General features: G+C 55.8%; 35 protein-coding genes. 23 read left to right on the top strand and 12 right to left on the bottom strand.

The features are described from left to right. Positions 1–36 precede the first annotated feature (36 nt). The 8 genes from IE097_RS05900 to IE097_RS05865 all read right to left on the bottom strand — a co-directional run bounded on the left by IE097_RS05900 (position 37) and on the right by IE097_RS05865 (position 5,323). Positions 37–933: a hypothetical protein gene (locus tag IE097_RS05900; RefSeq protein ID WP_189459241.1), complete on the bottom strand. Its 897-nt coding sequence runs from the start codon at positions 931–933 to the stop codon at positions 37–39. Next, positions 930–1,205, bottom strand: a complete 276-nt coding sequence (locus tag IE097_RS05895) for a hypothetical protein (protein WP_189459240.1) — start codon at positions 1,203–1,205, stop codon at positions 930–932. The genes IE097_RS05900 and IE097_RS05895 overlap by 4 nt, the downstream gene beginning before the upstream one ends. 18 nt (positions 1,206–1,223) lie before the next feature. Further along, positions 1,224–1,586, bottom strand: coding sequence for a helix-turn-helix domain-containing protein (locus IE097_RS05890; RefSeq protein ID WP_189459239.1), 363 nt, complete (start codon positions 1,584–1,586; stop codon positions 1,224–1,226). 20 nt (positions 1,587–1,606) lie between these two features. Then, positions 1,607–2,941 (bottom strand): coiled-coil domain-containing protein, encoded by a 1,335-nt coding sequence (locus tag IE097_RS05885; protein ID WP_189459238.1) that lies wholly within the window; start codon positions 2,939–2,941, stop codon positions 1,607–1,609. Positions 2,942–3,123: 182 nt separating this feature from the next. Then, complete coding sequence (locus IE097_RS05880; protein WP_189459237.1) at positions 3,124–3,405, bottom strand: hypothetical protein; 282 nt, start codon at positions 3,403–3,405, stop codon at positions 3,124–3,126. Between the two features lie 124 nt (positions 3,406–3,529). Continuing rightward, complete coding sequence (locus tag IE097_RS05875) at positions 3,530–3,763, bottom strand: hypothetical protein (RefSeq protein ID WP_189459236.1); 234 nt, start codon at positions 3,761–3,763, stop codon at positions 3,530–3,532. A 117-nt stretch (positions 3,764–3,880) separates the two neighbouring features. Beyond that, positions 3,881–4,870 carry a hypothetical protein gene (locus IE097_RS05870; RefSeq protein ID WP_189459235.1) on the bottom strand — a complete coding sequence of 330 codons (990 nt, stop codon included), beginning with the start codon at positions 4,868–4,870 and terminating at the stop codon, positions 3,881–3,883. A 45-nt stretch (positions 4,871–4,915) separates the two neighbouring features. Next, positions 4,916–5,323, bottom strand: a complete 408-nt coding sequence (locus tag IE097_RS05865) for a helix-turn-helix domain-containing protein (RefSeq protein ID WP_189459234.1) — start codon at positions 5,321–5,323, stop codon at positions 4,916–4,918. 217 nt (positions 5,324–5,540) lie between these two features. On the opposite strand from IE097_RS05865, the gene IE097_RS05860 reads away from it, so the two are divergent. From IE097_RS05860 to IE097_RS05805, 12 genes are all read left to right on the top strand, one after another. Next, positions 5,541–5,798: a hypothetical protein gene (locus tag IE097_RS05860; RefSeq protein ID WP_189459233.1), complete on the top strand. Its 258-nt coding sequence runs from the start codon at positions 5,541–5,543 to the stop codon at positions 5,796–5,798. Between the two features lie 104 nt (positions 5,799–5,902). Continuing rightward, the gene (locus tag IE097_RS05855) at positions 5,903–6,178 is read left to right on the top strand and encodes an ogr/Delta-like zinc finger family protein (protein WP_229797452.1); all 276 of its coding nucleotides are present in this window, start codon (positions 5,903–5,905) and stop codon (positions 6,176–6,178) included. Positions 6,179–6,261: 83 nt separating this feature from the next. Then, positions 6,262–6,822, top strand: a complete 561-nt coding sequence (locus IE097_RS05850; RefSeq protein WP_189459231.1) for a replication endonuclease — start codon at positions 6,262–6,264, stop codon at positions 6,820–6,822. A gap of 11 nt (positions 6,823–6,833) precedes the next feature. Further along, on the top strand, positions 6,834–7,190 hold the full coding sequence (locus IE097_RS05845) for a hypothetical protein (RefSeq protein ID WP_189459230.1): 357 nt from the start codon (positions 6,834–6,836) through the stop codon (positions 7,188–7,190). Further along, complete coding sequence (locus tag IE097_RS05840) at positions 7,183–7,398, top strand: hypothetical protein (RefSeq protein WP_189459229.1); 216 nt, start codon at positions 7,183–7,185, stop codon at positions 7,396–7,398. The genes IE097_RS05845 and IE097_RS05840 overlap by 8 nt, the downstream gene beginning before the upstream one ends. A gap of 7 nt (positions 7,399–7,405) precedes the next feature. Continuing rightward, positions 7,406–7,840: a hypothetical protein gene (locus tag IE097_RS05835; protein WP_189459228.1), complete on the top strand. Its 435-nt coding sequence runs from the start codon at positions 7,406–7,408 to the stop codon at positions 7,838–7,840. Next, positions 7,837–9,990 carry a replication endonuclease gene (locus IE097_RS05830; protein ID WP_189459227.1) on the top strand — a complete coding sequence of 718 codons (2,154 nt, stop codon included), beginning with the start codon at positions 7,837–7,839 and terminating at the stop codon, positions 9,988–9,990. The genes IE097_RS05835 and IE097_RS05830 overlap by 4 nt, the downstream gene beginning before the upstream one ends. 202 nt (positions 9,991–10,192) lie before the next feature. Continuing rightward, the gene (locus IE097_RS05825) at positions 10,193–10,429 is read left to right on the top strand and encodes a DUF2116 family Zn-ribbon domain-containing protein (RefSeq protein WP_189459226.1); all 237 of its coding nucleotides are present in this window, start codon (positions 10,193–10,195) and stop codon (positions 10,427–10,429) included. After that, entirely contained in the window at positions 10,426–10,668 is a 243-nt protein-coding gene (locus IE097_RS05820) for a hypothetical protein (protein ID WP_189459225.1), read from the top strand. Before IE097_RS05825 ends, IE097_RS05820 begins: the two co-directional genes overlap by 4 nt. Next, entirely contained in the window at positions 10,665–10,901 is a 237-nt protein-coding gene (locus tag IE097_RS05815; RefSeq protein WP_189459224.1) for a hypothetical protein, read from the top strand. The genes IE097_RS05820 and IE097_RS05815 overlap by 4 nt, the downstream gene beginning before the upstream one ends. A 32-nt stretch (positions 10,902–10,933) precedes the next feature. Beyond that, positions 10,934–11,146 (top strand): DUF4224 domain-containing protein, encoded by a 213-nt coding sequence (locus tag IE097_RS19595; protein ID WP_189459645.1) that lies wholly within the window; start codon positions 10,934–10,936, stop codon positions 11,144–11,146. Beyond that, complete coding sequence (locus IE097_RS05805; protein ID WP_189459223.1) at positions 11,146–12,249, top strand: tyrosine-type recombinase/integrase; 1,104 nt, start codon at positions 11,146–11,148, stop codon at positions 12,247–12,249. Before IE097_RS19595 ends, IE097_RS05805 begins: the two co-directional genes overlap by 1 nt. Before the next feature lie 28 nt (positions 12,250–12,277). Here the strand turns inward: IE097_RS05805 and IE097_RS05800 are convergent, their stop codons facing one another. Both IE097_RS05800 and IE097_RS19275 read right to left on the bottom strand, forming a co-directional pair. Continuing rightward, the gene (locus IE097_RS05800) at positions 12,278–14,200 is read right to left on the bottom strand and encodes an SGNH/GDSL hydrolase family protein (protein WP_189459222.1); all 1,923 of its coding nucleotides are present in this window, start codon (positions 14,198–14,200) and stop codon (positions 12,278–12,280) included. 893 nt (positions 14,201–15,093) lie between these two features. Beyond that, on the bottom strand, positions 15,094–15,282 hold the full coding sequence (locus IE097_RS19275) for a hypothetical protein (RefSeq protein WP_229797451.1): 189 nt from the start codon (positions 15,280–15,282) through the stop codon (positions 15,094–15,096). Here IE097_RS19275 and IE097_RS19590 point away from each other — a divergent pair. Then, complete coding sequence (locus IE097_RS19590; RefSeq protein ID WP_373295736.1) at positions 15,199–15,447, top strand: DUF1003 domain-containing protein; 249 nt, start codon at positions 15,199–15,201, stop codon at positions 15,445–15,447. The genes IE097_RS19275 and IE097_RS19590 overlap by 84 nt on opposite strands. Positions 15,448–15,705: 258 nt before the next feature. Here IE097_RS19590 and IE097_RS05790 read toward each other — a convergent pair whose 3' ends face one another. Together IE097_RS05790 and IE097_RS05785 are read right to left on the bottom strand one after the other, a co-directional pair. Next, on the bottom strand, positions 15,706–16,413 hold the full coding sequence (locus tag IE097_RS05790; RefSeq protein WP_189459221.1) for a DinB/UmuC family translesion DNA polymerase: 708 nt from the start codon (positions 16,411–16,413) through the stop codon (positions 15,706–15,708). A 175-nt stretch (positions 16,414–16,588) separates the two neighbouring features. Beyond that, a complete protein-coding gene (locus tag IE097_RS05785) occupies positions 16,589–16,861 on the bottom strand; it encodes a hypothetical protein (RefSeq protein ID WP_189459220.1) in 273 nt (90 codons plus the stop codon). 335 nt (positions 16,862–17,196) lie between these two features. Between IE097_RS05785 and IE097_RS05780 the strand changes: the two genes are divergently transcribed. From IE097_RS05780 to IE097_RS05735, 10 genes are all read left to right on the top strand, one after another. After that, positions 17,197–17,439, top strand: a complete 243-nt coding sequence (locus IE097_RS05780; protein WP_189459219.1) for a DUF4224 domain-containing protein — start codon at positions 17,197–17,199, stop codon at positions 17,437–17,439. Next, complete coding sequence (locus tag IE097_RS05775; RefSeq protein WP_189459218.1) at positions 17,439–18,542, top strand: site-specific integrase; 1,104 nt, start codon at positions 17,439–17,441, stop codon at positions 18,540–18,542. Before IE097_RS05780 ends, IE097_RS05775 begins: the two co-directional genes overlap by 1 nt. Before the next feature lie 460 nt (positions 18,543–19,002). Beyond that, positions 19,003–19,419 carry a hypothetical protein gene (locus IE097_RS05770; RefSeq protein ID WP_189459217.1) on the top strand — a complete coding sequence of 139 codons (417 nt, stop codon included), beginning with the start codon at positions 19,003–19,005 and terminating at the stop codon, positions 19,417–19,419. Positions 19,420–19,519: 100 nt separating this feature from the next. After that, the gene (locus tag IE097_RS05765; protein WP_189459216.1) at positions 19,520–19,753 is read left to right on the top strand and encodes a hypothetical protein; all 234 of its coding nucleotides are present in this window, start codon (positions 19,520–19,522) and stop codon (positions 19,751–19,753) included. Positions 19,754–19,832: 79 nt separating this feature from the next. Next, positions 19,833–20,381: a DUF8453 domain-containing protein gene (locus tag IE097_RS05760; RefSeq protein WP_189459215.1), complete on the top strand. Its 549-nt coding sequence runs from the start codon at positions 19,833–19,835 to the stop codon at positions 20,379–20,381. Between the two features lie 77 nt (positions 20,382–20,458). Beyond that, positions 20,459–21,163 carry a hypothetical protein gene (locus IE097_RS05755; protein ID WP_189459214.1) on the top strand — a complete coding sequence of 235 codons (705 nt, stop codon included), beginning with the start codon at positions 20,459–20,461 and terminating at the stop codon, positions 21,161–21,163. 156 nt (positions 21,164–21,319) lie between these two features. Then, a complete protein-coding gene (locus IE097_RS05750; RefSeq protein WP_189459213.1) occupies positions 21,320–22,078 on the top strand; it encodes an NYN domain-containing protein in 759 nt (252 codons plus the stop codon). A 64-nt stretch (positions 22,079–22,142) separates the two neighbouring features. Continuing rightward, positions 22,143–22,433 carry a hypothetical protein gene (locus tag IE097_RS05745; protein ID WP_189459212.1) on the top strand — a complete coding sequence of 97 codons (291 nt, stop codon included), beginning with the start codon at positions 22,143–22,145 and terminating at the stop codon, positions 22,431–22,433. A gap of 116 nt (positions 22,434–22,549) precedes the next feature. Continuing rightward, positions 22,550–22,918 (top strand): hypothetical protein, encoded by a 369-nt coding sequence (locus IE097_RS05740; protein WP_189459211.1) that lies wholly within the window; start codon positions 22,550–22,552, stop codon positions 22,916–22,918. A 994-nt stretch (positions 22,919–23,912) separates the two neighbouring features. Beyond that, positions 23,913–24,319, top strand: a 407-nt coding sequence (locus IE097_RS05735) for a contractile injection system protein, VgrG/Pvc8 family (RefSeq protein ID WP_268247084.1), incomplete at its 3' end; no start/stop codon positions are given.

The following is a 24,319-nucleotide window of genomic DNA, read 5'->3' as shown; positions in this document are numbered from 1 at the left end:
CCAACTTTCGTTAAGAAAATATCGCAGCAGTACAAATCAAAATAACCATGCCGCAATCATGAAGCCGATCATGAAACAAACCATGCATCCGACTTGATACCGCCGCTTGGTATGCTCAAATTTCCCTGATTGTTCGACTAGCCGGCTGCGCCAATCTGCTGTCGACTGCGCCTTCGCCTGATTAATTGCCGCAGCGTGCTCCGACTTGGCTTCGTTCAATCTGGATTGCCACAACCCAGCGCTTTGCGTCACAGCCTCGCTGACCTTTTCCTTGATCAGCGCTGCAGCCTTGGTGGACAAAGCCCTGTTGGCCCGATCCAGATCCACCTTGGCATCTGCCTTCAGCTGCTCCATCTGCGCGAACTGATGCGCTTGCGTCGCCGAGCGGCAGCTCTGGCAGTCATGCGTACAGTGTGCATTCGCCGGCTCGGATGTGGCCGGGAGCGTGATGGCGACGGACGACTCCAGGTATTCGTCGACCTCTCGCAATTGCTCGATGGTCAGGTCCTTTATCAGCCGCTTGCCGAACCGCCGCAGGGCGAAGTCGCTCATCTTCTGGCGAATGTCCGGGCTGTCGCTGGTCCGCCGCAACAGCCGGGTGTACATGTTCTTGCGGCTGACTTCGTCTTCCACCGCCTGCAGCATCTGCTTGAGGCACTGCTCGGCCGGCGCGAAGTGGTCGACAGTCATGTCGTCGATCCCCACTTTCGTGACCCGTTTGATTTCGCCCCATACGGCTACTGACTCGGCGCCGGGCTGCCCGGCCTCCTGCCGGCGGAGGATCACCCGGTCGACCAGCTGCCGCAGCTGCCACAGCTGCGAGGAATTGATCGCGTCGGGCTTGGCCGGATCCGGCTGCAACTGGTTGAACAGCTTGTCGATATAGACGTTGTTGCCGGCGACCACGCCGACATCGTTGAAGCGCTGATTCATGCAGTCTTTGCTTGGGCCAGGTGGAACACATCATCGAACTTGCCGGAGCGGCCGGACGACACAAAGCCGTTGTTTTTCAGCTTGTGCACCAGCAGGTTGTATTCGCCCATGCCGTTGGTTTCGATTTCCCGGTACAGGTGGCCCTGTTCATCCGTGAATCCGACAGCCATCTTGCGCGGGCCGCCTCCCCAGATGTCGGTTGCGGCTTCGATGAGATCGGAAAGCAGCTCGTCGAACGCAGGCCGCTTTTCGTTGGTGTATTGGTCTTGCACGCTACTGCTCTCCTCTCTTTATTCTGATGAAACGCCACAAGCCGATAATGCGGCGGTTGCTGCGGCCCGGGCCCGGGGTGGCGCCTTCATGTAGGCAGCAATCAACTGTTGAAGCTCGGCCCGCGATGAAACACCGGTCAGAACATATCCAACATCCACGCCCGCGCTTTGCAGTCTATCCAGATAGGCAAGGTCCAGAATGGTGAGCTTTCGCTCGAACACCGATTGCGTATTACGGGTAACGCCACCAATGGCAGCGAAGTCCGTCTGGTTTAAACCAAGCTTTTGGCGTTCTTCACGCAGTCTCTTCGACACCCCCTGCGCCATTTCGTACATACCGTGAACCAAATCGGAACTAGCCTGCCCCTTAATGGCCACCATCCGATCGCCCCTCAAAAGAGTTACTCATTATCATTGGCTCGCTTATCAGATGCTGCTTCTGACCCAACAGCGGAAGAAACAGCGCGCTTGGAAATAGAGCCCACTGTTGCACCAACTTTATCCAATGCATTACTTGCCAGATTTGCGACCTCAGCCCCAAAACCAGGCACTGTTTTTAGTGCTTGCTTGACTAGCTCAGATGACGCCAATTCATGCCAGGGGCTTCCATGCGTATCAGGCTCAACAAGACGTAGCGGGAGTTCATCAAGTCGACTGAGTGCGGACGAAAGCAGGCGCGCCTCCATGTCCTTGTCAAATCTAGCGACTTCTTTACGGAAGCCTTCGTATGCACGAGAAACGGAGGCTTTGAATGCATAGTCTTCTGCCAACCGAAAACGCTGACCGATTTGCTTTGTAGAAATCCATGCAAACCAAATGGGAGCGCCTACAGAAAGCACAGTAAGAATGGAATTAACCGAGACCACCAAATTTGAAGCCTTTGAGTCAGATAAAAGCGAAGTCAACGACCCCAGCTGCACGTGCCCCCATATGCCGCCGGCACATAAAGAAATGATCAAACCCACGACCCACACCCACATGGACCTTGTCAGTGACACCGAGCGTTCAGTAAATGCAGCGGCCAAACCAACACTTGTTGCAGCCGAATATGCAGACTCACACCGCTCCAGAACCGATTTCGCATCAACTTCATGCTGATTTAAAAGTGCACTTTGCTCAGATGCAGAAGTAGCCGCCGATAACGCCAAAGCTTGGTCTGCTTCTGCGAGCTTCCTTAATTTTTCAATTTCCGATCTTGCTTCGTCTAGCGACTCCAAATCGGAAGGAAGTTGTTCAGCTGTTTGATATGCATTTTCGATACGCTCCACCATTTCAGACAAAGTTGCTAATTTTGGCTCGACCTTCCGCAAAGTAGCCTCAAGATTTCTTTGTTTATTTTGAATCGAGCGTTGCCGTAAAACCGCATCCTCTGTATCAATTTCAACCTTCAACGGCTTAACAGCATTACGAAGACCGTCAATCGTCATGACAAATGCGGGCACAGCGTATAAGGGGTTCGCCCAAAGCTGCGGTACAACATTAACTTTAAGGTGATTCAACCCTGAAACATAAATCTGCAACCTACTTTCAATTGACTTAATATCACCACTACCGTAAATGGAAATGAAATCTTCCACGTCACGCAACATTTCCAGCAGATCCATTCTAGAAAGCCCAGACATCTGCCAACTATTACCATGAGCAACTCCAAATGGAGTATCGGTAGGCACCACCCCGTAAACCTGCCCTCGAATGGCAATCAATTCATTTGTTATTTGCTCTAGGACCTGATGCATACACCCCCCCGGAATACTCATCAACACACAATAAAATTAAACTCTATCGACAACGATTACTAATATTTAGATTACCGAATAGCACCAAACCGTGAGTCCCAGTTCGTTAGGGCGACCGGGGGCGAAATTTTCCCGGTTGATATTTGAATGGGGTATGTTCGCCGTATAAATAGCCCCTTCTATCAGGAGCGAATGCCACTCATTTCAACTTTGTTGATTGCGCGGCACGGCCAGAGCGCGAGCACGTGCAGCCCGCCGAAGAAGAGAAAACCGAAGACTTTGACAAGGATCGAGGTGATTGATGGAGCAAGCAGCAAGGTCGTGGCGAGCAAGGCGCAAAACCCGGCAGTGAGCGCCAGCGGGATGATGACGAACCAGGATCGACCACGACGGCGCCCCCAAAGGGCCATCATCGGCATACAGGCAAAACTCCACAGAAACAGCAGCGTAAATGCAATATCCATAGCGGCTCGTTACTTAAGCGACTTCGCGAAGGGAGAAAACGTAGATTTAACTTGACAATCCGGAACTGCTTCTTATATGAAAAATCAAGCGCGAGTTTTCTCTTCGCCCCAAATGCCATTTTCTCTAAGCAATTTTCTTCTTTACCTTTGCTGGGGCACCTTGGGTTTCCATGAGCTCCGCAAACTTTTTCCAAGTTAGGCGATGCTTATTCACTGAATTACCAACTGGCAGCCACTCGATATTTCCTTTGCTGACCAAAAGAGTCCCCAGCTTTGCTCCATCGGCCTTAACTTCAATTTCTACGTCTTTGTGAAGGACAATTTTTTCATTGAGATTCAAAGATACTTGATGTGCCATACAAGCCTCCATTGCTATTCATGACTACACATTAATCACCCTGGATCGGGCGCACGTAAACGATCCAGCAACATGGCGAAGCACGCGCTGCCTGGGATTACTGCTGGATTTCTAGACTTAGTTCTGCGCCGTCGGGGGTTGCAGTAGCACGCCAACTACGGTCGCGGATGTGATTTCACCGCGAAGTTCCGTGGCATTGATGCTGAGGTAGACCTTGGAGCGGGACCACTCAGCCTCCTGCAGCAGCTTGATCTCGGACTGCTCAAGCGATTGATCGCGGAAGCGCGCCGAGAACAGACGATCAGTACCAGGGCGATACAGCGAAAGGCGAACCTCGCCATCGGCACTATGGTCAACCTGCTGGATGAGGTAGGTGCCGTTGAGCTGAATGTCTTTCGAAGCGGTTCTCGGGGCCGTGGCCAGTTTCTTGGCGATCGGTGCAGATACCACAACGCCATCTACTTCAACTTTGTCGGCGTCAGCAACGCCGCGCAAAATCTCGTTTCGCGCTACGTCGAAATCCTCGCGGATCAGCTCAAGCCTTGGCTCCTTCGCCATTGCTTTGGCAAAAATCTCAAGCTGCTTCGTTTGTTGCTCAGTCATGGCGATGGTTTTTGTCGTCTCCGCGTCGATCTCCTTCTCGCGGGTACGGCTCGCCAGATAAGCCTTGTACATCACCGGCGCTGCGATGACCGCGGCTACACCTATGACAGTGATGACAAGTTGCTCAGGGGTCATTTTCGACGCCAAGGTCTCAACAATTTTGGGGATGACATCGCCAAGCGGAAGCGTGATTTCCGTGCTGCCTTTTTCAACCTTGGCCTTGATGCGAATCGCATCACGCTCGACATCCTTGAGGAAGCGAGCATTCGGTTGATTGTAGGCCAGCCGCGCGTAGGCTCGGTTTACTGCATGCTGGAACTCGACGATGGCGAGGGCCATCTCGGCAGTTACAACGCTATCGTACCCCTGCCCCGTAAACTTGACATGGACGTTCGGCCAGTCTTCGAAGGTGAAATCGATATGCTCGTTTTCACCAAACTCGCCGCGTACAGCGCGCTCAAGAAGCTCGAATGCCTGAGCTTCATTTCTGATTGTCAGTTCCATCCATCCCCCTTCTAGACCGGCTTATTTCGCCGTTTTGTCGTCGAGCTACTTCTTTTTGCCGCCCATGTTGAAGCCGCCTTCGATAGTGACGTTGCCAGCAACCTGCTGACCGACGTCGCCATGAACAACCTGGGTGGTTCCAGTCGGAGCGGTGCCAGCGATCAGGGCTGCGAGGGCTGCAGCTCTGACAGCGGGTGGAGCCGCTTTGTAGGCAGATAACAACGCCCTCTCATCTGCACTGAGAAGCGCGGCGTTGTGCTCGCCAGTAACGACGAAGAGCACGTCGACACCAGCTGCACCCACAAGCTGGAGATAGGCGGCATCAGGGGCCCGCTCGTCTTTCTCATAGTTGCTTTGGGCGTTCTTCCGCACGCCGCCGATGGCAGCAAAGTCGTCTTGATTTAAGCCGAGTCGCTTCCGCTCTTCGCGAAGCCGTGCACCGAAAGAATCCATTTTCGATATTTATTCTTTGACTTTCCCTCGTTCGAGGGAAATAATGCATTCATGTCACACACATAAGGCCGTTCAAACCCATGAACAGCCCATGCATTACCCCGCTGCAGCAGTCGCCGGACAAGCAAACCTGCGGCAGCAAACCAAACCGTGTCGTGGCGGGCAGCCGTTTTGCCGCCGCATCCGTGTGACACGCATTAGAAGGCGATCATACACCATGACAGCTAACAGCAAGAAAACATCCGCTTTCGGTCAAGCAAAACGTGCACCAAAACGGGTCGGTCTGTCACTTTCGACGGTGGACCGGGCCGAGATGGAAAAGCTCGCGGAGGCGCACGGTTACTCGCATTCCAGCTTTGTCCTGTCGATGTATCGGCGTGGCCTGCAGCGCTTCAAATGGGACATCGACCACGCTGTGGTTGTACGCGATATGCCGTCAGCAAACAGTGGTGCTGCTCACATGGCTGGGGCTTGATCATGGCCGACCAAAGCAAAAAACCCGCCCCCACCTGCCGCCGGGTGATTCCGTCCAGCCGCCAAGGCTTGGGCCGAGACCAGCACCCGCGCCGATACCGGCCAGTGCGCGCGCCCCGCGCCAAGATCAGCCATGCCACCTGCCCGTATTGCGGCTGGTCGCTCAAGACGCGGTCCAGCCGCAAGCAGTCCGAGCTGAGCACGTTGCGTTACCTCGAATGCAGCAATTTCGAGGGCTGCGGCCGGCGCTTTCGCGCGGTGCTGGAAATCATCAGCGAGCTGCGGCCCGACCCGAACGGCCGCATCCGTGGCGGCACTGCGCTGCCGGTTGAGCATCTGCTCGGCCGCGAGCAGATGACGCTGCCGCTCTCGCCCAGCTAAGCCCCCTTCCTTCCTCGTCGTTGTTGCCCTTTTTTCGCGCCCGTTTCGGGCTGCGAGGGGCTTTTTTTGCCCGGAGAAACGCAATGAAAGACCTGATCGCCCGTTTGCTCGGCCGCGCCCCGGCCCGCCTCAGCACGCTGACCGACCACCTGTACGAGATGGAGCGCGCTGCGCTCAAGTCCGGCAAGGCCGGCCTCTTCATCTCGCTGACCGCACCGGCGCGCTTTCATCCGGAGTCGGCTTTCTACGACGGCAGCACGCCGAAGGATGCGCAGAAGTTCCTGCAGAAGATGTGGCGGGAAATCGCCCGGGCCGCTTCGAACGATTATCTGTACTGGACCGGCATGCGCGTGGTGGAGCCGCACCGCGACGGTGTGCCGAGCTGGCATTACGTGATGTGGGTATCGCCAGACCGGACCACGGATGCGATCCGCCTGTTCCGCAGCATCTGCCGCGAACTGACCACCGATGGCCGCTGCATCAAGGTCGAAGTCATCCGCCGCGGCGGCGTGGTGGCCTACGTCGGCAAGTACTTGCAAGGGCTGGTGAGCAGCAGCGAAATGCCCCGCGTGCTGGCGTGGTCAGTGGTGTGGCGCATCCGCCTTGTCACCCTGTTCGGCCTGCGCGCCGGGCAGTCGGCATAAGGGGCGCGGCCATGAGCGAACAGAACAAGATGGTTGAGCTTCCGGCGGTTGATCGTGCCAAGGAATTTGCGGCCCTTCGCAATGGGCTGTCCAGTGCACTTGACGGCCTCGAAGAGGCCAAGCGGGACGTCGCCGAGGGACAAGATCGGTTGGTAAAGGCAAAGCGTGCCTTTGCAGCAGGGGTTGCCAGTCTGGGCGTCGAGTGGGTCGGACAACTCGAGATCCCTTGCTACTTTGGGCCAGCCAGCAGCTGGCTGGTCGATTTCGATGACGATGGCGTGCTTGTCGTTGGCGCTAAGAAGTCGACCAGTTGGTACGTAGTCGAGAAGGCGCTCGAGGTGAAGGCAACAGGGGCTGGCCATGAGTAAGCAACTGGACCACCTCGACGCCATTGCCCGCGACGTCCGCACTGGCAACACCGACCGCGTGTGGGTGCTGAGCACCGGCGAACGCCTGTACGTGGGGCTGGCCGCCAACCGGCTGGATGTGCTGGGCGATTACACCGTGGCGCAAGCCCTCGCCCGTATCGGCGACGACTGGGTGTCGGCACTCGTCAACCGCTGGCAGTACGCCTGAGCCCGCCATGCGCACCCCGGACCAGTTCCTCGCCGCTGCCGCCCGCCTGCAATTGCTGCAGGCGGTTGCCGGCATCCCGCCCGCCCAGCCGCAGCCGGCGCCCACCATCCAGTTGGCGCCGGCGGAGGATTGCAACGTGATTCCGCACCGATCCGTCGACGTGCCCATGACGCGCCAGCAGCGCGCCGTGGTGGAAGAGCTGGAAGCGTTGATCAGTGACCTGCGCCTGCAGTTCGGTTTGCGGCTGAGCGAGCTGGCTGCGGCAGTCGAGCTGCAGGGCATTGCCGGCATCAATCCGGCGACGGTGCGGTCGGTGTTGTGTGTAGCCGGGCTGGTTGCATATCAGACCGAGTACCGACTCGCACAGGACACCAGCGCCCGGATGCGCGCGGTACGTGTGGGCAGCTTTACGGCGGATGAGCCCAAGCAGGTGGCGGCATGACCCCCTGCCCTGAAACTGCGGCCCGCATAGCCGAGCAGATTGCCAGCGACCGCGCCGCGGCAGTGCAGGCGGCCGAGGATGCGGCATGGGCGGCAACAATTCCGGAGCCGATCCGGCGCCAGCGTGCGCGCGTCAGTCAGGCGCAGCTGGGCGACTTCTATGGTCTGACCGCGGGCTTGCCGGACTATGTGCGCAAACCACTGCTGGCCCGCTGGCACCGCATCCGCAAAACGACCGAGAACGGCGCGCTGTCTGCCGCCAACGGGTTCGTGCGGGACTTTGTGGCGTCGGCCCGTGCAGCGTCGGACAACCTGCCGCTGGCGATGGCCGACGACGAGCTGGCCAGCTACGCCCGCACCAATGCCGAAGAGTGCGGCCGGATCATTGCCGAGGCGGACGCCGGTGAAGTACGCAGCATCCTGATCGAAGGGAAGCTGTGCCGGCAGCCGCGCTTTGTGCTTGAGGCGCTGATCAAGGCGATCGACGCCGGCGTGCTGCCGGATCTGGTCCGGATGGGCCCCAAGGCGCTCGAACAGCTGCCGAAGCGACTGGCCGACGAGAAATGGTGGCGCGGACGACTGAAACGGTTCGTGACCCGCGCCGTCGAGCAGCTGATGGTGCGGCTGGGCTGCGTCGACCGCGAGCGCGCGGCCTACCTGAGCGAGGGCTCGTTCAAGCGCATGCTCGGCCGCGATCAGCGCAATGCCAAAGCGTTGGCCTTGGCCGAAGCCACCAATGAGAAAGGCCAGACGTACACGCTGGCCGAGCTGAGCCGGCGCACCGTGGCCAACCCGGCCATTCGCCGCACCGAGCTGATGGTGCGCGTTCGCGGCACCGAGGAAGTGATGGTGCGACTCGGGTACGAGGGCTATTTCCTCACCATCACGGCACCGAGCCGTTACCACCGCTGCAGCGACAAGTACGGCAAGGGCAGCCCGGAATTCAGCCCGCGCGATACGCAGGACTACCTGTGCGAGAACTGGGCCGAGTGCCGTGCCCTGTTCAAGAAAAAAGCGCACCAGATTCAGGTTTACGGGGTGCGCGTGGTCGAGCCGCACCACGACGGCACGCCCCACTGGCACATGCTGATCTGGGTGGCGCCGCACCAGTCAGAACGGATGCTGCACATCCTGCGCGAGAAGGCGCTCGAGGTGGACGGCGATGAGCCGGGCGCCCGCTTCAACAAGCGCGGCGGCGAAGGCGCGCGATTTAAGGTCGAGAAGATCGACCCGCGCAAGGGTAGCGCCGTCGGCTACATCGCCAAGTATCTGGCCAAGAACATCGACGGCGAGTTTGTCGGTACCGACGACGAATCGGGACTTGCCGCCGATACCGGCGCGCGGCGCGTGAACAAGTGGGCCAGCCTCTGGCGTATTCGCCAGTTCCAGCTGTTCGGCCAGCCGCCGGTGACGGTGTGGCGCGAGCTGCGCAAGGCCGACCTGTTCGATGAAGAGAACCAGGGCGAGCTGATCCTGCGCGACCTGCACAGCGCAGCCGATCTGGGCGACTGGGCTGCGTTCCTGACCGGCTATGGCCGCGTCGGTGCCGGGTTGCGCATCGGCTTCGAGCCGCTGCTCAAGTCGGACAAGGCCACCGGCGAACACCTGATGCCGCTGAACAAGTACGGCGAACCGCAATTCGTGCGCAAGGGCGTGGCCGTGTTTGATCTGGCTGACGAGGTCATCGAGCGCATCAAGACGCGCATGCACGAGTGGGATGTGAAATGGGGCCGCGACAACTCGGTGGGCCAGATCATGGCCCGCGCCAACGCCGCGCCTTTGGGGGTTGGTTTTGAGCGCAGCGGCGAAGCCGCGAGCACTTGGACTCGTGTGAATAACTGTAACCGGTCCGATCTGGACAATCAGGCGCAGCGCGATTTGCTGGCCAAACTCGACGCCGAAAACGCCCGAATCCACGCCGACAACGCGGCGCAGATCGCTTCGCCGGAGTTCAAGGCGGCGCTGAACCGGCTGGCCGCACGAGATCGGCACTTCGCGCACCGCGGCCGCAGTCACACGGCGGCCATGGCAGACCTTGCTGAGGCCATTTCCCGCATCGAGCACCACAGCCCCAACGGCGCCGAGCGCTTGCGGGATCAGCACGCACGCCTGCAGGCCGTGGGCGCTGACGCCTACGACGTGCGCCCGTAGCCGGAGACCGCCATGGAACTTCGCCCTCGCCGCTTCAACGAGTTGCCTCGCCCCGGCCACTACTGGGTGCTGATGTCGCCCAAGGCCGAGCTGGTGATGTTGCGCATCACTGCCCTGCAAAACCTCGGCTACGGCATGGCCGGCTGGTTGTTCTACGGCCCGATAGTGCAGCCACCAACAATCTCAACCGGGAGCCCCACCAATGAGCCGAATTTTCGATCTGGCCAGCGATCGCGAACAAGAAGATCGTGACCGCGCGCTGGACAACGTGCGCCGGAAGGCATGTAGCGAAACACCTAAGCCCAGCGGCGTTTGCCCCTGGTGCGAGGAGCCGGCACCGGCCGGGGCAACGTTCTGCGACACCGAATGTGCCCAGGACTGGCAAGCCAACCACAAGCGCGTGCAGACCGCCGCGCGCATCAACGGAGCACGAGCATGAATCACACGCGAAACCTGATCGTCGTTTCCCTGCTGGCGACCAGCATCGCTGCCCCAGCCGCGGCCGACTGCACCCGCGCCGGCGATGAGCTGCGCGCCGGCGTCCGCATGGCACTGCGCAAGGACGTTGGCGGCCTGCTGGATGCGGTTGTGCGGTTTGCCACGGTCGAGAGTTGCGACCGGCCGGCGCCGCCTGATGAAGCTGCCAAAGCACAGGCGCCCGCCGCGGAGGCCGCATGAACATCACCCGCCACCAGCTGCCGATTCCAAAAACATGGATTGGTCAAACTCAAATCTTCGTGGGTACGGCGGAATACATCGCAGCCGGCGAGTCCGGTATCGGCCCCTGCGAAGGCTGCGTGGCAGAACATTGGCCAGACTGCGCATCACTGCCCAGCTGCAGCGGTAGCAGCATCAATGCACCAGGGGTTATCTGGATTAAAGCGAGGAATGAAATGGAGGATAAGCCGTGAACTCGATCGTCTCCGCCAACGACGCCCCCAGCATGTTCCTGTCACAGCCGGAGCTATGCGAATTGACGAATCGGGTCCGCCGGGGCTCGCAAGCCACTGTCCTGAACTCGCTGGGGATTGAGCACCGAGTACGCCCGGATGGCAGTGTGCTTGTTCTCCGGGCTCATGTTGAACGTCTGCTAGGAGGTGGCGAGCAGCCCGCACGCAAATCCACAACCTATCAAATCGACCGGAGCACGCTGTAATGCCGCGGCAACGTAAACCGGAGAACAAGGGGCTACCAGCTCGCTGGCACCTTCACCACGGTGCCTACTACTACTGTGTTCCAAAGGGGCTGGAAGCACTCTGGGATGGAAAAAAGAAATTCCGCCTCGGCGCAAACCTCCCGGAAGCATATCGAAATTGGGCGGACCGGATCGGCGCTCCTGACAAAGCAACCAATATCGGAGAGCTGCTTGATCGCTATGCGCTCGAGGTCATTCCTGCAAAGGCGCCGACCACGCAATCGCACAATCAGGTTGCAGTAGCACGCCTGCGCAAAACGTTTGCTGCGTGGCCATTGACCGCGATCGAACCGCACCACATCTACACCTATGTCGACGGACGAACCAAGACAGTCAAGGACGCCAACGGCAACGAACGGAAAACCAAGGCCCGCACAGCAGCGCTACGCGAGATCGAGGTGCTGTCTCACGCATTTACGAAGGCAGTTGAATGGGGATACCTCAAACGCCATCCATTCAAGCAGGAAGTCCGCCTCGCCGTTCCGCCGCCACGTGACCGCTACGTTGAGGACTGGGAAATCGCTGCCTGCCTGTCAATCATAAGCAGGCGAAAGAAGGGTAGCGTGCTTGCCGCTCAAGCCTATATTCGTCTGAAAATTCTTACCGGGATGGCCCGAGGTGACCTGCTTCGATTACCGGTTCCGGACTTCAACACCGAAGGGATAGAAATCCAGCGCCACAAGACGGCCAACAGCAGCGGAAAGCGCACGCTGTACACCTGGACGGATGCATTACGCGCAGCGGTACGTGATGCACTGGCCGCTCGTCCGAACGCCAAGTCTCAATGGCTTTTTTGCAATCGCCGCGGAGATTGTTACATCAACGAAAATACGGGCCGGGCCGGTGGCTGGGAGTCGCTCTGGCGCAATTTCATGGATCGAGTCATGGCCGAGACCGATCTCAAGGACGCGTTCAACGAGCACGACATCCGTGCCAAAGTCGCGAGCGACGCAGAGACCATTGAGCATGCTAGCGCCCTGCTGTCGCACGCAAACATTAATACTACAAAACGCATTTACCGTAGGAAAGCAGAGCGCGTTTCCCCACTTGATCCCAAAACATAAACCCAACTAGAGGTTCAACTTCAAAAAATCAGATAGCATCGTCAGCCTTTGGCGCCTTCGATATGATTTGATCATTACACAAAGCATCAACGCATAGCGCTTTGTGATACTTCAGACTTAACCACTCTGCAATTCCAGCGTGTACGGTTTCTGTCGGATGCGCCGTACCCAACACCCATTCATAGTTGTGGTTCATCGGTTGCCTTGCTCCAATAAGCATTGCATCATTTGCTGTTCGCATTCCACGACCGCGCCCTGGCGAATAGCCAGACCAATATTTGGTATTATTCAAATAACCAAGATCATCACGCCAACCATCTTTCCAAGCAAATAGATTTGTCACATCACACTGTCCGGCGTAACAATCTGGAGTTACCGCACACCAAGTACGAACCGCATCACCATCAAAACCAATCTGAGCGGGCACACCCTGCCATTTCAACATCTCAGGTGAAAACAAACTCATTTGTTTATTGCGTAGCTTAAATATAAAATTTGAGCGCACGTCTTCAACGCTTCCTTTATTTAGTCCAAACTTCATATTATTCGAACCAAATTTCCCCACCAATGTGGTCAACGCCATATTCCCAGAGCGAATGCGATCGGTGCATTGGTCTGTCTGTATAGTTGGCAACGGATCGGGATAAACCAATGCATTCACCTTCGACGAACTCACATTCAGTTTACGCAGATCCTCATCCATCATTCCATAGAGCCCCTCAAGCAAATCAATCGATTCAGCGGCTTCAGTTGGCGACTTCATTTCCGCAAACCACCGAGCAAGTTGCAACGCCTCACCACGTAGTTTTTTAAGAAGACCAGAGCGCACAGAATCCGGGAAAATCGAATGTTTAACCACACTCGCGAAGTGCACATCATTCCCGCCAAAAGCCAGCAATAGCAGGTCTACTTTTCGAAGATTATTTTTCGTACATTCATCTACTCTAATCGACTCACCTTCGTACGGAAACTGGCGTTCGCCTTGAATAACTTGACCTTGACACAACAAGCTCACCAAAGCATTTATTTGCGACAAGCGTACATAATCTCCAGGAGTCCCATCTCTTCCATGCCCATTACGCACGTAGCTTTTACGAACCTGATTTTCTGGTTGTGGAACATCGCCCCTCCAAAAATCCTGATAGTATCCAGGTGGATTTTGTTGTGCCAGATAAAACCCATCAATCACCTCAGCACCAGAACATGCAAAGCTTGCAAACTGTATTACACCACGTCGATTGCTAATGGCTTCTTGCAACGCAAACAATGCGGGCCAAGAAATCAATGAGCGATGACAGCTATCATCCCACCATCGCGCACTTGAAATCAAAGTCCCCTTTGAGTTTCTCCCTTTTAAAAACCAATTCCCACCAATTCGCGCATCTCTCCATACAGCCGCATAATCTGGGCTTCCCTCACCAGAAGCAAAACTATCGCCCATAGCGACAATCAGTTTTGGTTTAATTTCGATAACCTCAGAAACGGACTCACCCGCATCATCCGACACACTGACACTTATTTTTTCATTTAACTTTACTGGAAATACAACGCTAGACCCACACAAAGCCGTTAATTCTTTTTCGCCTAACTTCCAATGGCAATCACCTTGTCCATGCCACATCAGTCTAACTCTATTATCTGAACGGAAAAGCACGCGTTGATCATAGGTTCCAAGTTGCGGCACCCATGCAGTCCTATCAATTGGCAACAACACCCGTAGTTCTTTTTCATTATTTTTAGACAAAAACGCTTTTGCACCTTGATTCTTAGGCCAAGCACTTACTAAACGCTGAAAATCTTCTTCGGCGCTAAAAACGGGAAATCTATTTAAGACCTCCCAATCGATCTTGGAGGATTCAGAATGGCATGAACCGCTAGATAATAAAAGGAAAAATGCGCCTATTAATTGAAAATGAACACTCATAAATGTTCGGATCAAGTTCGATTTCATGACCAATCCTTTCACTAAAGGTAAGAATCAAGGAAAACATAGACCATCCTTCATATTTGTGGCAAACCATGCTCCATCAGCATCGTGACGACATGGGCAACTCAACCCTCAATATTTCTTGCAAAACAAGCACTTAACGCGAGATAACTCACACCTTGACATACCCACCAAACACGACCTACCCGTATGATTTATATGCTTTATTTCAGAAAGAACGCAGCGGTTAATAGCCTATCCGGGGTTCGAATCCCCGTCTCTCCGCCACCTGATTCTATGCGGGTTCCAGCGGTTCCCGCGCACCGAGGTTGGGTCATGGATTGGACACTGGGTCATTCAGCTATCAATCCACCCACCTCAAACTCCCCCTGCATCACCCTTGGCATTCGCGATTCGACGATGATACTAGAGCGCTTCCAGCGCCCTAGACACCTCGTTGATCACCGGCACGCCGACCCATACCGTCTTCCCGAGGCGAATCACACCGACTGCTTATGCCTAAATGCAAGAGGCCACGACGCGTAACAACGTTGCCCTTGAAGGCACAGTCAGGCTCAGCTCGCACCGTCGTCCGGTGCGGCGACACCTTCCCCTACTTTCCTCTGCCAACTTTGTCGTCGAGCGTGCCGGCCAGTTTGAGTGAGCCGCGGCCGAGTTGCGTGAATTGGCATATGGAGTTGGCATTTCCAAGCAACGCTTCTAATGCTGAAAGATGCGGAGCAGCTGGGCTGCAGTCCGATTAGGTGCGTGTGAAGTAGCAAGCGCCGCCCCGAATGAATGACCAAGATGAGGGTGCCATGGAAACAAAGCCATCTGATTCGACGCCCGACGCTGCTTCGGCTCCGGTTGCGGCCCCGGAGATCGACCACCTGTGTTTCCAGCGCCCTCACGCGCACCTAGCCCCAACTTTCGGCAGCGATCGTTTCGCGCTCCAAGCCGAAGCGTTCGCTCGGTTTTTCGGAACGCCACTGTTCTTGGGCGGGCAGACGGCGGTCGTCGCCATCTGGATTGCCGTCAATGTCCTTGGCCTCGTCAAATTCGACGTCTACCCGTTCATACTTCTCAACTTGGCATTCAGCCTGCAAGCAGCCTACGCCGCCCCACTCATCCTGCTTGCACAGACAAAGCGCTCGCCGAGGCCGATGCGCAACATCGAGAGGCGCTCGCGGCGGCCAACGAACAACGGCAGGCGATTGCCGCGCAGAACGCGGCACAGGTGCTGGAATTGCTGCAGCAAAATACCAAGCTGACAGAGCTCACCAAGCAGTTGACCGAGCGTATCGAGCTCTTGACCGTCGAAATGCACGAGCACTTCATGCAAAAAAGCGCCAAGTTGTGACCAAGAATCTGGAAATGAAGTAACCACACGACTTTGCGCCGACGCGGCTGTAGAAGCTTCTACAATTCGTAGTTATCCACATGAAGCATGTCAGCCCAAAATCCCTTAGGCAATTGCTTCGCCTGCGATCGCCTTTACAGCCCCCCCCACCACCAAGCCGAAACAGCCCCTAGCGCGCTACTGGCACATCCGCCCACACCGTCGTCCAGTTCGGCGACACCTTCCCCTGCTTCATCTTCCAGCCCTTGTCGTCGAGGGCGCTGGCCAGCTTGAGCGAGCCGCGGCCGTATCGCCGGTTCGCCTGATCGATCACTGCATTCAGGGCGGTGCGCTTGCCCGGGTCGACGTTGTCTTCGATGAACAGATGCCGTTGCGCGGTGTCGCGGGGCTGCAGGTTGGTCAGCATCACGCCAGCCTGGGCGTAGCGGTAGTCTGACTGAAAGATCCGGTCGAGCGTCCACAGCGCGGCACGCTTGAGCAACGGCGTGTCGTCGCTGGCCGTGGTCAGCGGCACGGTTACCGCCGGGCTGTATTGCGGATCGCTTGGGCGGAACGGGTTCGTACGGATGAACACCATCAGCCCACCGGCGGCCGAGCCCTGCTTGCGCAGTTTCTCGGCGGCGCGCGCCACGTAGCTTGAGAGCGCGCTGGCCAGCTCGCCGCGGGTGAACACGGGCTGCCCGAAGGATCCGGCACACATGATCTGCCGCTTGTCCGGCGTGTGCGCCTCGAGGTCGCTGCACGACACGCCGCGCAGCTCGAGCACCCGCAAGACCGGTGCGAGCCGGGAGAACGACAGGCTGGACCGTGCCGTCATGGCTTCGGACGATGGCCAGTTGAACCCGGACTGGGTCGAGTGGCTGATGGGCTGACCCATCGGGTGGACCGACTTAAAGCCATTGGCAACAGCCAAGTTCCACGAGTGGCGGCAGCAGCATTTGCCCTACTTCGAGATTGAGAGGATTGCAGCATGAACACATGCCTACCCACGCGCAGCCTCAGAACTACGCGAGCCGGCCCAAGCGTATCCACCCGGGCCGGCCTATCACCCCTTAGTCGTGGATACGGATGACGCTCTCACTGGGGCTGACAACCAGCGAGAATCGCGACTGAGCCTCTTGCAACACGGATGCAACAATTTCTTCGTACCCGGTGACGTCATACCAGTACGAAATATGCCAGTTGCATTCATTGGGTGGCGCATCACACCAATAGGGCAGCGGCACCCTGACGTACCCACCTTTGGCAACAAGAGTCGGATGCTCGTTGATTCTTCTGGAAATCCATACCCGGATCTGGTCTGCCGATACGGTATAACGTGCCATTTTTTGCCTCGTATTTTTTTAGTGTATGTAAGTTTGCTGCGCATATTTCTTACCAATCACAGCAGAACTCGTCAATACGTGGCATCCAACTTCGCAAAACGTAAGCCTTTGGGAAGGTTTTGCGAGTCGTTCTTTCATTCGAAACACGGAGGCCCGGCTCGGATCAGGCCTTCCGCCCCGACCAATCGTGCGAGCGCGATTCGATACCCGGAGCACCCGGGCGTCGCAGCCTCTCCGTCATCAGTGCTGAGGAACAACACCGGCAGCAACCGACAAGCGCGCCCTTCGAATTGGGCCGCCAGGTCTGGGCTTGCCGACAACCAAAGAGGCACATCATGAGCGCGCCAATCAACGAGTCTACGAAGCTATTTCTCAGCCAGGCCGAACTGCAAGAACTTACAAACCGGGTTCGCCGCACTTCGCAGGCGACCGTATTGAAATCACTCGGCATCGAGCACCGAATTCGACCGGACGGCAGCGTCATCGTGCTGCGTGCGCACGTTGAACGCTTGCTCGGCGGGGCTGAACGGCCCGGCCAAAGGGCCAAGGTCTACCAGATTGACCGGAGCACCCTGTAATGGCCCGGAAGCGCAACGCAGAAAACAAGGGGCTGCCTGCCCGCTGGCAGCACCACCACGGCGCCTACTTCTACCGTGTACCGCCCGGCCTCGAAGCCCTTTGGGACGGTAAGAAGCGATTCCGCCTGGGCGCCAACCTGCCCGAAGCCTATCGCACTTGGGCCGATCGGCTGGGTACGCTCGACGCCGCGGCGAACATAGGCGAGCTGCTCGATCGGTACGCACTCGAAGTCGTACCGACCAAAGCCACGACGACTCAAACGCAGAACCAGATTGCCATCAACCGCTTGCGTAAAACCTTCGGCGCCTGGCCGCTTTCTGCAATCGAGCCGCACCACATCTACACCTACGTCGACGCACGAACCAAGACGATCAAGGGTGCGGACGGCCAGCCCCTGAAAGTCAAAGCCAGGACAGCCGCGATGCGAGAGATTGAAGTCCTGTCGCACGCCTTCACCATGGCCGTTCAATGGGGCTTCATGAAGCGCCACCCCTTCGCGCGCGAGGTTCGTCTCGCCGGCGAGAAGCCCCGGGATCGCTATGTCGAGGACTGGGAAATCGAAGCCTGCCTGTCGATCAAGAGCAAGCGGAAAAAAGGCAGCGTGCTGGCCGCGCAAGCCTACATTCGCCTGAAGCTGCTGACCGGCATGGCACGCGGTGACTTGCTACGTTTACCTCTGCCCGACTTCAATGCGGAGGGCATCGAGATCAAACGGCACAAGACAGCCAAGAGCACCGGCAAGCGAACACTTTATCTTTGGACCGAGACCCTGCGTGCCGTCGTACTGGATGCCATTGCTGCACGGCCGAATGCCAGGTCGCCTTGGTTGTTCTGCAATCGCCGCGGCGAGTGCTACGTCAATGAACAAACCGGCCGCGCCGGTGGCTGGGACTCCCTGTGGCGCGGTTTCATGGATCGCGTCATGTCCGAAACGGAAGTGACAGTTCGGTTCAACGAGCACGACATTCGGGCCAAGGTCGCCAGCGACGCTGAAACCGTCGATCACGCCAGAGCCCTGCTTTCGCACACCAGCATCGATACGACAAAGCGCATCTATCGCAGAAAAGCAGAGCGCGTTTCACCGCTGGAACGCAAGGACTGAATCGCATGCGCCGGCAGGCACCATCTCTGACTGCTTCAGCAACACCGACAGCGCTCGGCATGGCATCGACACCAGTACGCCCCGCCCTACAGCCCGATGAGTCAGAAAACACACCTCCTGTCGCCCAGTTACATGCAGATTGCGTACACCATTAAATCTGATAAAGTATTTTACCATACGGATGTAAGCTTTTTCAGGTACCAGGTTGCAAGGACGGTAGCGCAGGCAGTCCGACACCTGCTACAGCAAACCTGGTCGTGGTGTATTTGCAGGGTTATCCGACATGTCCAATAACATTGCCAGTCTCCCTGCAGAGTGCATTTATGCTGGAAAGTACAGAACATTGCAGCCACAAAGAACACTTGAAAAGACGACTGTCGGCCGTGTTATCCGACAGATGTCGCAATATTTCTATATGTACCATGGCATGTAAACAACGCTAGGCATTAAGGAAGCCATCTTGTCACTCTCCATCGAAGTCATAACTTCAAAACTCGCGCAAGAACTCTTACGGATGTATGGGCTCGATGGATTCGCTCGAATCTTCAAAGCTGAACCTAGTGCCGATGAGCGAATAAAAAAACTAGCAGAGATACAAGCAGATCTTCACGCAGCAGTCGCTGCTGTAGGTGAGCTGCGGGAAAGTGCAACTAAATCGAAGAAAGAGTCAGATCAATTGCAATTTGAGATCGCGCGACTTCGAGAGGATCGGGCTGCAGCAGAAGATTTGATAAAAGTTCCAGAGGAAGCCTTTGCTCGCATGCTGGCACGAGCATCTGCAAAAGGCCGTGGGCGCGGGCTTTTGGAAGGTATCGTAGTCGGCCTGCTTACTGGTATAGCATCAAGCTTGATAGTTTGGTATTTCACCAAAAATTGAAGGCATTACAAATACAGCAGTCGATACTTAACACTTCAAGCAACCGGGACCAGCTAATATCGGCCCGTTATCACAAACGCTAACGTTCAAGAGCAAGCTTATGGCGCCCCCTCAAAAGCAGCGTTACTACATTCACGGCGATCAAAGTGAGTCTGATGCCGCTCGCTATTATTGCGCTGAATGTGATGTTTTCTTCCCTGAATCACATTTCTCGGAAACTCATCGAGTTAAGAATTATGACCGTTATGACATCGCCATGCGAATGTTAAAAACAACAAAGAAAAACAGCAATGAATATTTCCGTCCCGAATTTGCAGAAAATCTATTTTCGTAAACACCGACCCGTCACTCAACCGGGGCCAACCAAAGCCGGCCGTTGTTTCAAACGTTAGGCGCGTCACATGGATTCGAGCATGAATTTAGATGTTATTGTTAAAATTCTGGCCCCGATATTGACGGCCATTATTGGGTTTGTGATTAAAAAATATCTTGAAGAAAGGCCCAAATTAATAACTTATCTTGTACACGCCTCGGCCATTCCTTTAATCCATGAAAACACCACCCATATTATAAATACGCACAGCATTGTAGTGCGAAATGCCGGCAAGAAGACTGCGCACAATGTGCGAATTGGCCACAACCATTTACCAGCAAGTTATCAACTTTACCCCCAGCTAGATCATGAATTAAAAAATGGTAGCAATGGGACTGCAGAAATACTAATACCGACTTTAGTTCCAGACGAGCAAATTAATATTTCATACTTATACGCTCCACCAATCACGCACAGTCAAATAAACGCATATTGCAAGTCAGATGAGGCTAGCGCCAGATATATCAATATCGTTCCCAGCCCCCCTGTTCCCAAAATTCAAGCCTTTGCCTTGTGGTCACTTATTTTTCTTGGTGCCTCCACAGCGCTTTACTGGATATTTATTACATTATGGTCGTTAGCGCATTAGTTATACGCTTAACAGCTTAGTTAGGCCGGGACCGGCTAAATCCGGCTCGTTAACTCAAACGTTAGGCATCGAAAGCCATGCACAACCACCAGTTTTGGGCCCGCCACTTCCAACAAGCTTTCATCCCGCATCTTCGGCGGCTCCATCAGACTCTCGAAGAGCGCCTGTTGCCCTCGTTAGGTGATCTGGCGGCGGAAGCCGATCGTGTACAGGAGGTAGCATTTGATCGTTTTAATCAGATGCCCGCAGACGAGGACTGCGATCCTGCGTGGCCAGCGGAGATGGCACACGAAGAAGCACTAGAGCACTACTTAGGGATGTGCGCCGTGCGTCAAACCCTGTTGAATGCATTTGCCCCAATCCTTTATCACACTTGGGAACAGCAACTGCTCGCATTCCATCGCCGGGAAGTACTTCATCCCACCGAAGAACATGAGCCGAAGTTGCTTTCCATCAATGTCCTAAAAGAGCGCCTTTCATTGAAGGGCGTTGAACTGAAGGCTCTGCCGAGTTGGGCAATCATTGATGAACTCAAACATGTCGCGAACACAGTCAAGCACGCTGATGGCACGTCGGCAGAGATCGTCAAGACGCAGTACCCCGCCTTGCTCAAGCCTCCCGCTCTCGAAAAATTCGACTTCCCAAATCTCTACTATCGACCGCGCATTTATTCGCCGCTCTCCGGTGACGACATATTTCTACGTGAAACAGACCTGCGTCGGTACGTCGAAGCAGCCGTCACTTTCTGGCCTGATTTCGCTAATGCGCTCGCTGACGCCTGATCAAGCACATCGCACGCAATCCGCATCGTCACATGTGTAAAGATCAAGATATTAGTTGATCGTCCTAGCACGCGCAGCAGCGCCTCATACTTAAACCAACCGGGACCGGCTTAAAACTGGCCACTAACTTCAAGCGTCAGGCACAAGGAACTGCATATGAAAGACTTAACTGATCAGAAAAAAATTGCCGTTCTATTAGATTCCGACAATGCACAGCATTCAAAAGTTAGATTAATTTTTAATGAAATATCTAAGCACGGGCACATAATCACAAAGAGAGCATACGGCGATTGGTCAAGTGAGTATCTGAAGAACTGGAAGACAGTACTAAATGAAATGGCCATTCAGCCAATTCAGCAGTTCGCCTACACAACAGGAAAGAACTCTACAGACTCTTCCCTGATTATTGACGCAATGGATTTGCTTTACACGGACAAGTACGATGCATTTGCTATAGTTTCTTCGGACAGTGACTTTACAAAACTCGCATCGCGCCTAAGAGAATCTGAGATTTATGTTTTTGGTGTTGGCGAGAAAAAAACACCTCTATCATTCAGAAATTCATGTGACGATTTCATTTTTGTAGAAAATCTTGATGATGTAGGAGTTGTACAAGTAGCCCCGCAGCAAGGCGAGTCGTTACAACAACAAGAAACAGAAGTAATCCCTCAAGAAATTGTCGAAATTTTACTCTCTGGGTGGCAGCAATATAAAGAAGATGACGGCAATGACTGGGCTAACGTCGCTCCAGTCGGCGGGCTGTTGAAACGCGTAAAGCCAGATTTTGACCCCAGAACTTACGGCGCAACAAAAGTACCTGATTTAATTGCAAAAATCGATTTATTCGAAATGACCAAGTTCAAAGGAAAGGGCGTAGTGAATATTGTTGCGTACCGCCCAAAGGTGAGAGCCTAACACTTCAGTCAACCGGGACCGGCTAAAGCCGGCCCGTCTCTTCAAACGTTAGACGGCAGGTGCTATGAACCGCTTCATCGGCACGTGGGTTGGTCCAGACGAATACACCGCGGAGGTGGAGTACACCGTTGACGAGCGCGGAGGTGCGCTGGTGGTCTCGGCCCGGGATCCGAGCGATGGCGAAACGGCCAATGTGAGTGAAGTGTCAGTTTCGGGCGACTATCTGTGCTTTCGGGCTCTTTGGTGCTCGACCGGCCGCGTCGCTGACTGCAAACTTCAGGTGCAAGCGGATGGCGAAGCCATCCTCACGTTCACGTACACCGATCATGCGCGACTGGTTCGAAGAGCCGTCTAACAAGTCAATCGGCACGGAAGCCCAAGGGCGTCGGCTCGGTCACTACGCTCTCTACGCACCCATTTTTGGTCGCCGGCCATAGCTACGTTAGGCTCATTCGAGCTCTTCACCCCAACATGGAAATCATCCGAGAACTGCTCGCAAACGCGCAGGCGACTTCCAGTCTGCAGCGCAAGTACTACTGGATGACCAGTGCTGTCGGTCTCCTCGCCCTGGCCACTTCTCTGCTGATGATGATGTTCGTTGCAACTCTACTTGCATCATGGCTAGGCTTGTCGTGGAACGCCCGGATTCAAGGATCGGCGAACGGCGTGGTCTGGGTCGCGCTTACCCTTCTTAGCGTTCCGCTTGTTGTCTACGTTAGCGGAATGGCCGTTGCTTGGTTATCTACTTTCCCTATGCGCTGGTTCGGCGCTATGACTGTTCAAGACGTGAAGTTTTATGCCCAGCGCGGTCGATATCCGAAGCATTGGTTTAAGCGATAGAGCATGCGCTTCGAAAAATGGCCTAACCCGCGGCTCCAGCTGATGCGCCTTCTGCGCACCGCTTATCTCCAGCGTTAGCCACTTATGCCCCAGCAGCGCCCCCCTTAACCGGGTCACTGGCAAATACTCACCATCTGTAAAATCAATGACTTATGAGCTTTCGCGCCACATCCGAAAGACCCAAGCCAGACGACCCAACACTTTGTTTTTACTGGATTATTATAAGAATATTTATCTGGTTAATAGCCTATCCGGGGTTCGAATCCTCGTCTCTCCGCCACCTGTTTTTGCAAGGCTTTCCGGGCCATCCAACACAGCCCGTCGGGTGATAGAACGGTAACTGGGTTATTCAAATAGTCCAGCGCACCAATAACTCCCCGGAAAGCTGACGCACCAAGGGCACCTCAGCCCCCTCCCCGAACACTCAAGATCCTGCGCGCGCCCATCCGGTCCGACAGAGATGACTGCCGCTGACTTTATGCCATCGCGGTATTTATTGCCCTTTCATCATCCCGCTCTTGTTCAATAATGGACACCATCCATTCGACAGAGACCGGTGTTCAGATGAAATTCGCCCCCGTTGTTCTATCTGCCTTTGCCCTTCTTGCCGCCCAAGCCAGCCTCGCAGACAGTACTGTCCGCTTGCTATGCCAAGGCTCTGGTACCGTCACTGAAAACCAGAGTTCTGTCGGTACCGAGCTCGGCGGCAAGGGCAACGACCACTCCAAGATGACGGTAACGAACACCTCGGGCCATCGCACCTTCAGCGGTGCTGCAACCGTTGAAATCAACGGCAACGCAGTGCGCTTTCAGATCCCGCAGGAAATGTTGCCGGGCCTCAACAACGCGCACGAAGGATGGCTCACGATGGATCAGCCCTTCGTGGGTGAAAAGGAAATCACCGGCGTCCTGGCGCTGAATTTCCTGAACAAGCCGAAAGTCAAAATTGATCGCACGACCGGTTTGCTTACGCTAAATGGGGGCTACTCCNCCGATGGACCTCACCAGCCTGCTCGCGTCATTCGCCGCCGCGTTCAACCAGGACCAGCGCCTGTTGTCGCTGCACTTCGCCGAAGGCCGCGGACCGGTGCCGGAGACGCTGCTGCCGCATGTGCTCGAGGGCGAGGCTGAACTCAGCAAGCCTTATCTGTACACGCTGGAGTGCCTGTCGGCCGATGCCGGGCTGGAGCTGAAGTCGCTGCTCGGGCTGGCGGTCGAGGTCGACATCCACACCGCCGACGGCGGGACGCAGGTGCTGACCGGAGTGGTCACCAGGGTCAAATCGCTGGGCTCGGACGGCGGCTTTGCCCGCTACGGCCTGACGATCGAACCGCCGCTGGCGCTGCTGCGGCACCGCAAGACCAGCCGGGTGTTCCAGGACCTGAGCGTCCCTGACATCGT

The sequence above is a fragment of the Jeongeupia chitinilytica genome (genome assembly GCF_014652315.1).
Classification (GTDB): Bacteria; Pseudomonadota; Gammaproteobacteria; order Burkholderiales; family Chitinibacteraceae; genus Jeongeupia; species Jeongeupia chitinilytica.
The sequence above is the reverse complement of the archived record's forward strand: the minus strand, read 5'-3'. Positions and strand labels throughout refer to the sequence as shown.

Excerpts from the sequence above, each read along its gene's own strand:
- IE097_RS05745 (WP_189459212.1), top strand. The coding sequence starts at position 22,143 with ATGAACCGCTTCATCGGCACGTGGGTTGGTCCAGACGAATACACCGCG.
- IE097_RS05785 (WP_189459220.1), bottom strand. The coding sequence starts at position 16,861 with ATGGCACGTTATACCGTATCGGCAGACCAGATCCGGGTATGGATTTCC.
- IE097_RS05815 (WP_189459224.1), top strand. The coding sequence starts at position 10,665 with ATGAACATCACCCGCCACCAGCTGCCGATTCCAAAAACATGGATTGGT.
- IE097_RS05860 (WP_189459233.1), top strand. The coding sequence starts at position 5,541 with ATGACAGCTAACAGCAAGAAAACATCCGCTTTCGGTCAAGCAAAACGT.
- IE097_RS05870 (WP_189459235.1), bottom strand. The coding sequence starts at position 4,870 with ATGGAACTGACAATCAGAAATGAAGCTCAGGCATTCGAGCTTCTTGAG.
- IE097_RS05760 (WP_189459215.1), top strand. The coding sequence starts at position 19,833 with ATGAATTTAGATGTTATTGTTAAAATTCTGGCCCCGATATTGACGGCC.
- IE097_RS19595 (WP_189459645.1), top strand. The coding sequence starts at position 10,934 with ATGTTCCTGTCACAGCCGGAGCTATGCGAATTGACGAATCGGGTCCGC.
- IE097_RS05750 (WP_189459213.1), top strand. The coding sequence starts at position 21,320 with ATGAAAGACTTAACTGATCAGAAAAAAATTGCCGTTCTATTAGATTCC.
- IE097_RS05755 (WP_189459214.1), top strand. The coding sequence starts at position 20,459 with ATGCACAACCACCAGTTTTGGGCCCGCCACTTCCAACAAGCTTTCATC.
- IE097_RS05845 (WP_189459230.1), top strand. The coding sequence starts at position 6,834 with ATGAGCGAACAGAACAAGATGGTTGAGCTTCCGGCGGTTGATCGTGCC.
- IE097_RS05775 (WP_189459218.1), top strand. The coding sequence starts at position 17,439 with ATGGCCCGGAAGCGCAACGCAGAAAACAAGGGGCTGCCTGCCCGCTGG.
- IE097_RS05885 (WP_189459238.1), bottom strand. The coding sequence starts at position 2,941 with ATGCATCAGGTCCTAGAGCAAATAACAAATGAATTGATTGCCATTCGA.
- IE097_RS05900 (WP_189459241.1), bottom strand. The coding sequence starts at position 933 with ATGAATCAGCGCTTCAACGATGTCGGCGTGGTCGCCGGCAACAACGTC.
- IE097_RS05875 (WP_189459236.1), bottom strand. The coding sequence starts at position 3,763 with ATGGCACATCAAGTATCTTTGAATCTCAATGAAAAAATTGTCCTTCAC.
- IE097_RS05840 (WP_189459229.1), top strand. The coding sequence starts at position 7,183 with ATGAGTAAGCAACTGGACCACCTCGACGCCATTGCCCGCGACGTCCGC.
- IE097_RS05890 (WP_189459239.1), bottom strand. The coding sequence starts at position 1,586 with ATGGTGGCCATTAAGGGGCAGGCTAGTTCCGATTTGGTTCACGGTATG.
- IE097_RS05805 (WP_189459223.1), top strand. The coding sequence starts at position 11,146 with ATGCCGCGGCAACGTAAACCGGAGAACAAGGGGCTACCAGCTCGCTGG.
- IE097_RS05765 (WP_189459216.1), top strand. The coding sequence starts at position 19,520 with ATGGCGCCCCCTCAAAAGCAGCGTTACTACATTCACGGCGATCAAAGT.
- IE097_RS05850 (WP_189459231.1), top strand. The coding sequence starts at position 6,262 with ATGAAAGACCTGATCGCCCGTTTGCTCGGCCGCGCCCCGGCCCGCCTC.
- IE097_RS05820 (WP_189459225.1), top strand. The coding sequence starts at position 10,426 with ATGAATCACACGCGAAACCTGATCGTCGTTTCCCTGCTGGCGACCAGC.
- IE097_RS05790 (WP_189459221.1), bottom strand. The coding sequence starts at position 16,413 with ATGGGTCAGCCCATCAGCCACTCGACCCAGTCCGGGTTCAACTGGCCA.
- IE097_RS05835 (WP_189459228.1), top strand. The coding sequence starts at position 7,406 with ATGCGCACCCCGGACCAGTTCCTCGCCGCTGCCGCCCGCCTGCAATTG.
- IE097_RS05825 (WP_189459226.1), top strand. The coding sequence starts at position 10,193 with ATGAGCCGAATTTTCGATCTGGCCAGCGATCGCGAACAAGAAGATCGT.
- IE097_RS05800 (WP_189459222.1), bottom strand. The coding sequence starts at position 14,200 with ATGAAATCGAACTTGATCCGAACATTTATGAGTGTTCATTTTCAATTA.
- IE097_RS05865 (WP_189459234.1), bottom strand. The coding sequence starts at position 5,323 with ATGGATTCTTTCGGTGCACGGCTTCGCGAAGAGCGGAAGCGACTCGGC.
- IE097_RS05780 (WP_189459219.1), top strand. The coding sequence starts at position 17,197 with ATGAGCGCGCCAATCAACGAGTCTACGAAGCTATTTCTCAGCCAGGCC.
- IE097_RS05830 (WP_189459227.1), top strand. The coding sequence starts at position 7,837 with ATGACCCCCTGCCCTGAAACTGCGGCCCGCATAGCCGAGCAGATTGCC.
- IE097_RS05880 (WP_189459237.1), bottom strand. The coding sequence starts at position 3,405 with ATGGATATTGCATTTACGCTGCTGTTTCTGTGGAGTTTTGCCTGTATG.
- IE097_RS05740 (WP_189459211.1), top strand. The coding sequence starts at position 22,550 with ATGGAAATCATCCGAGAACTGCTCGCAAACGCGCAGGCGACTTCCAGT.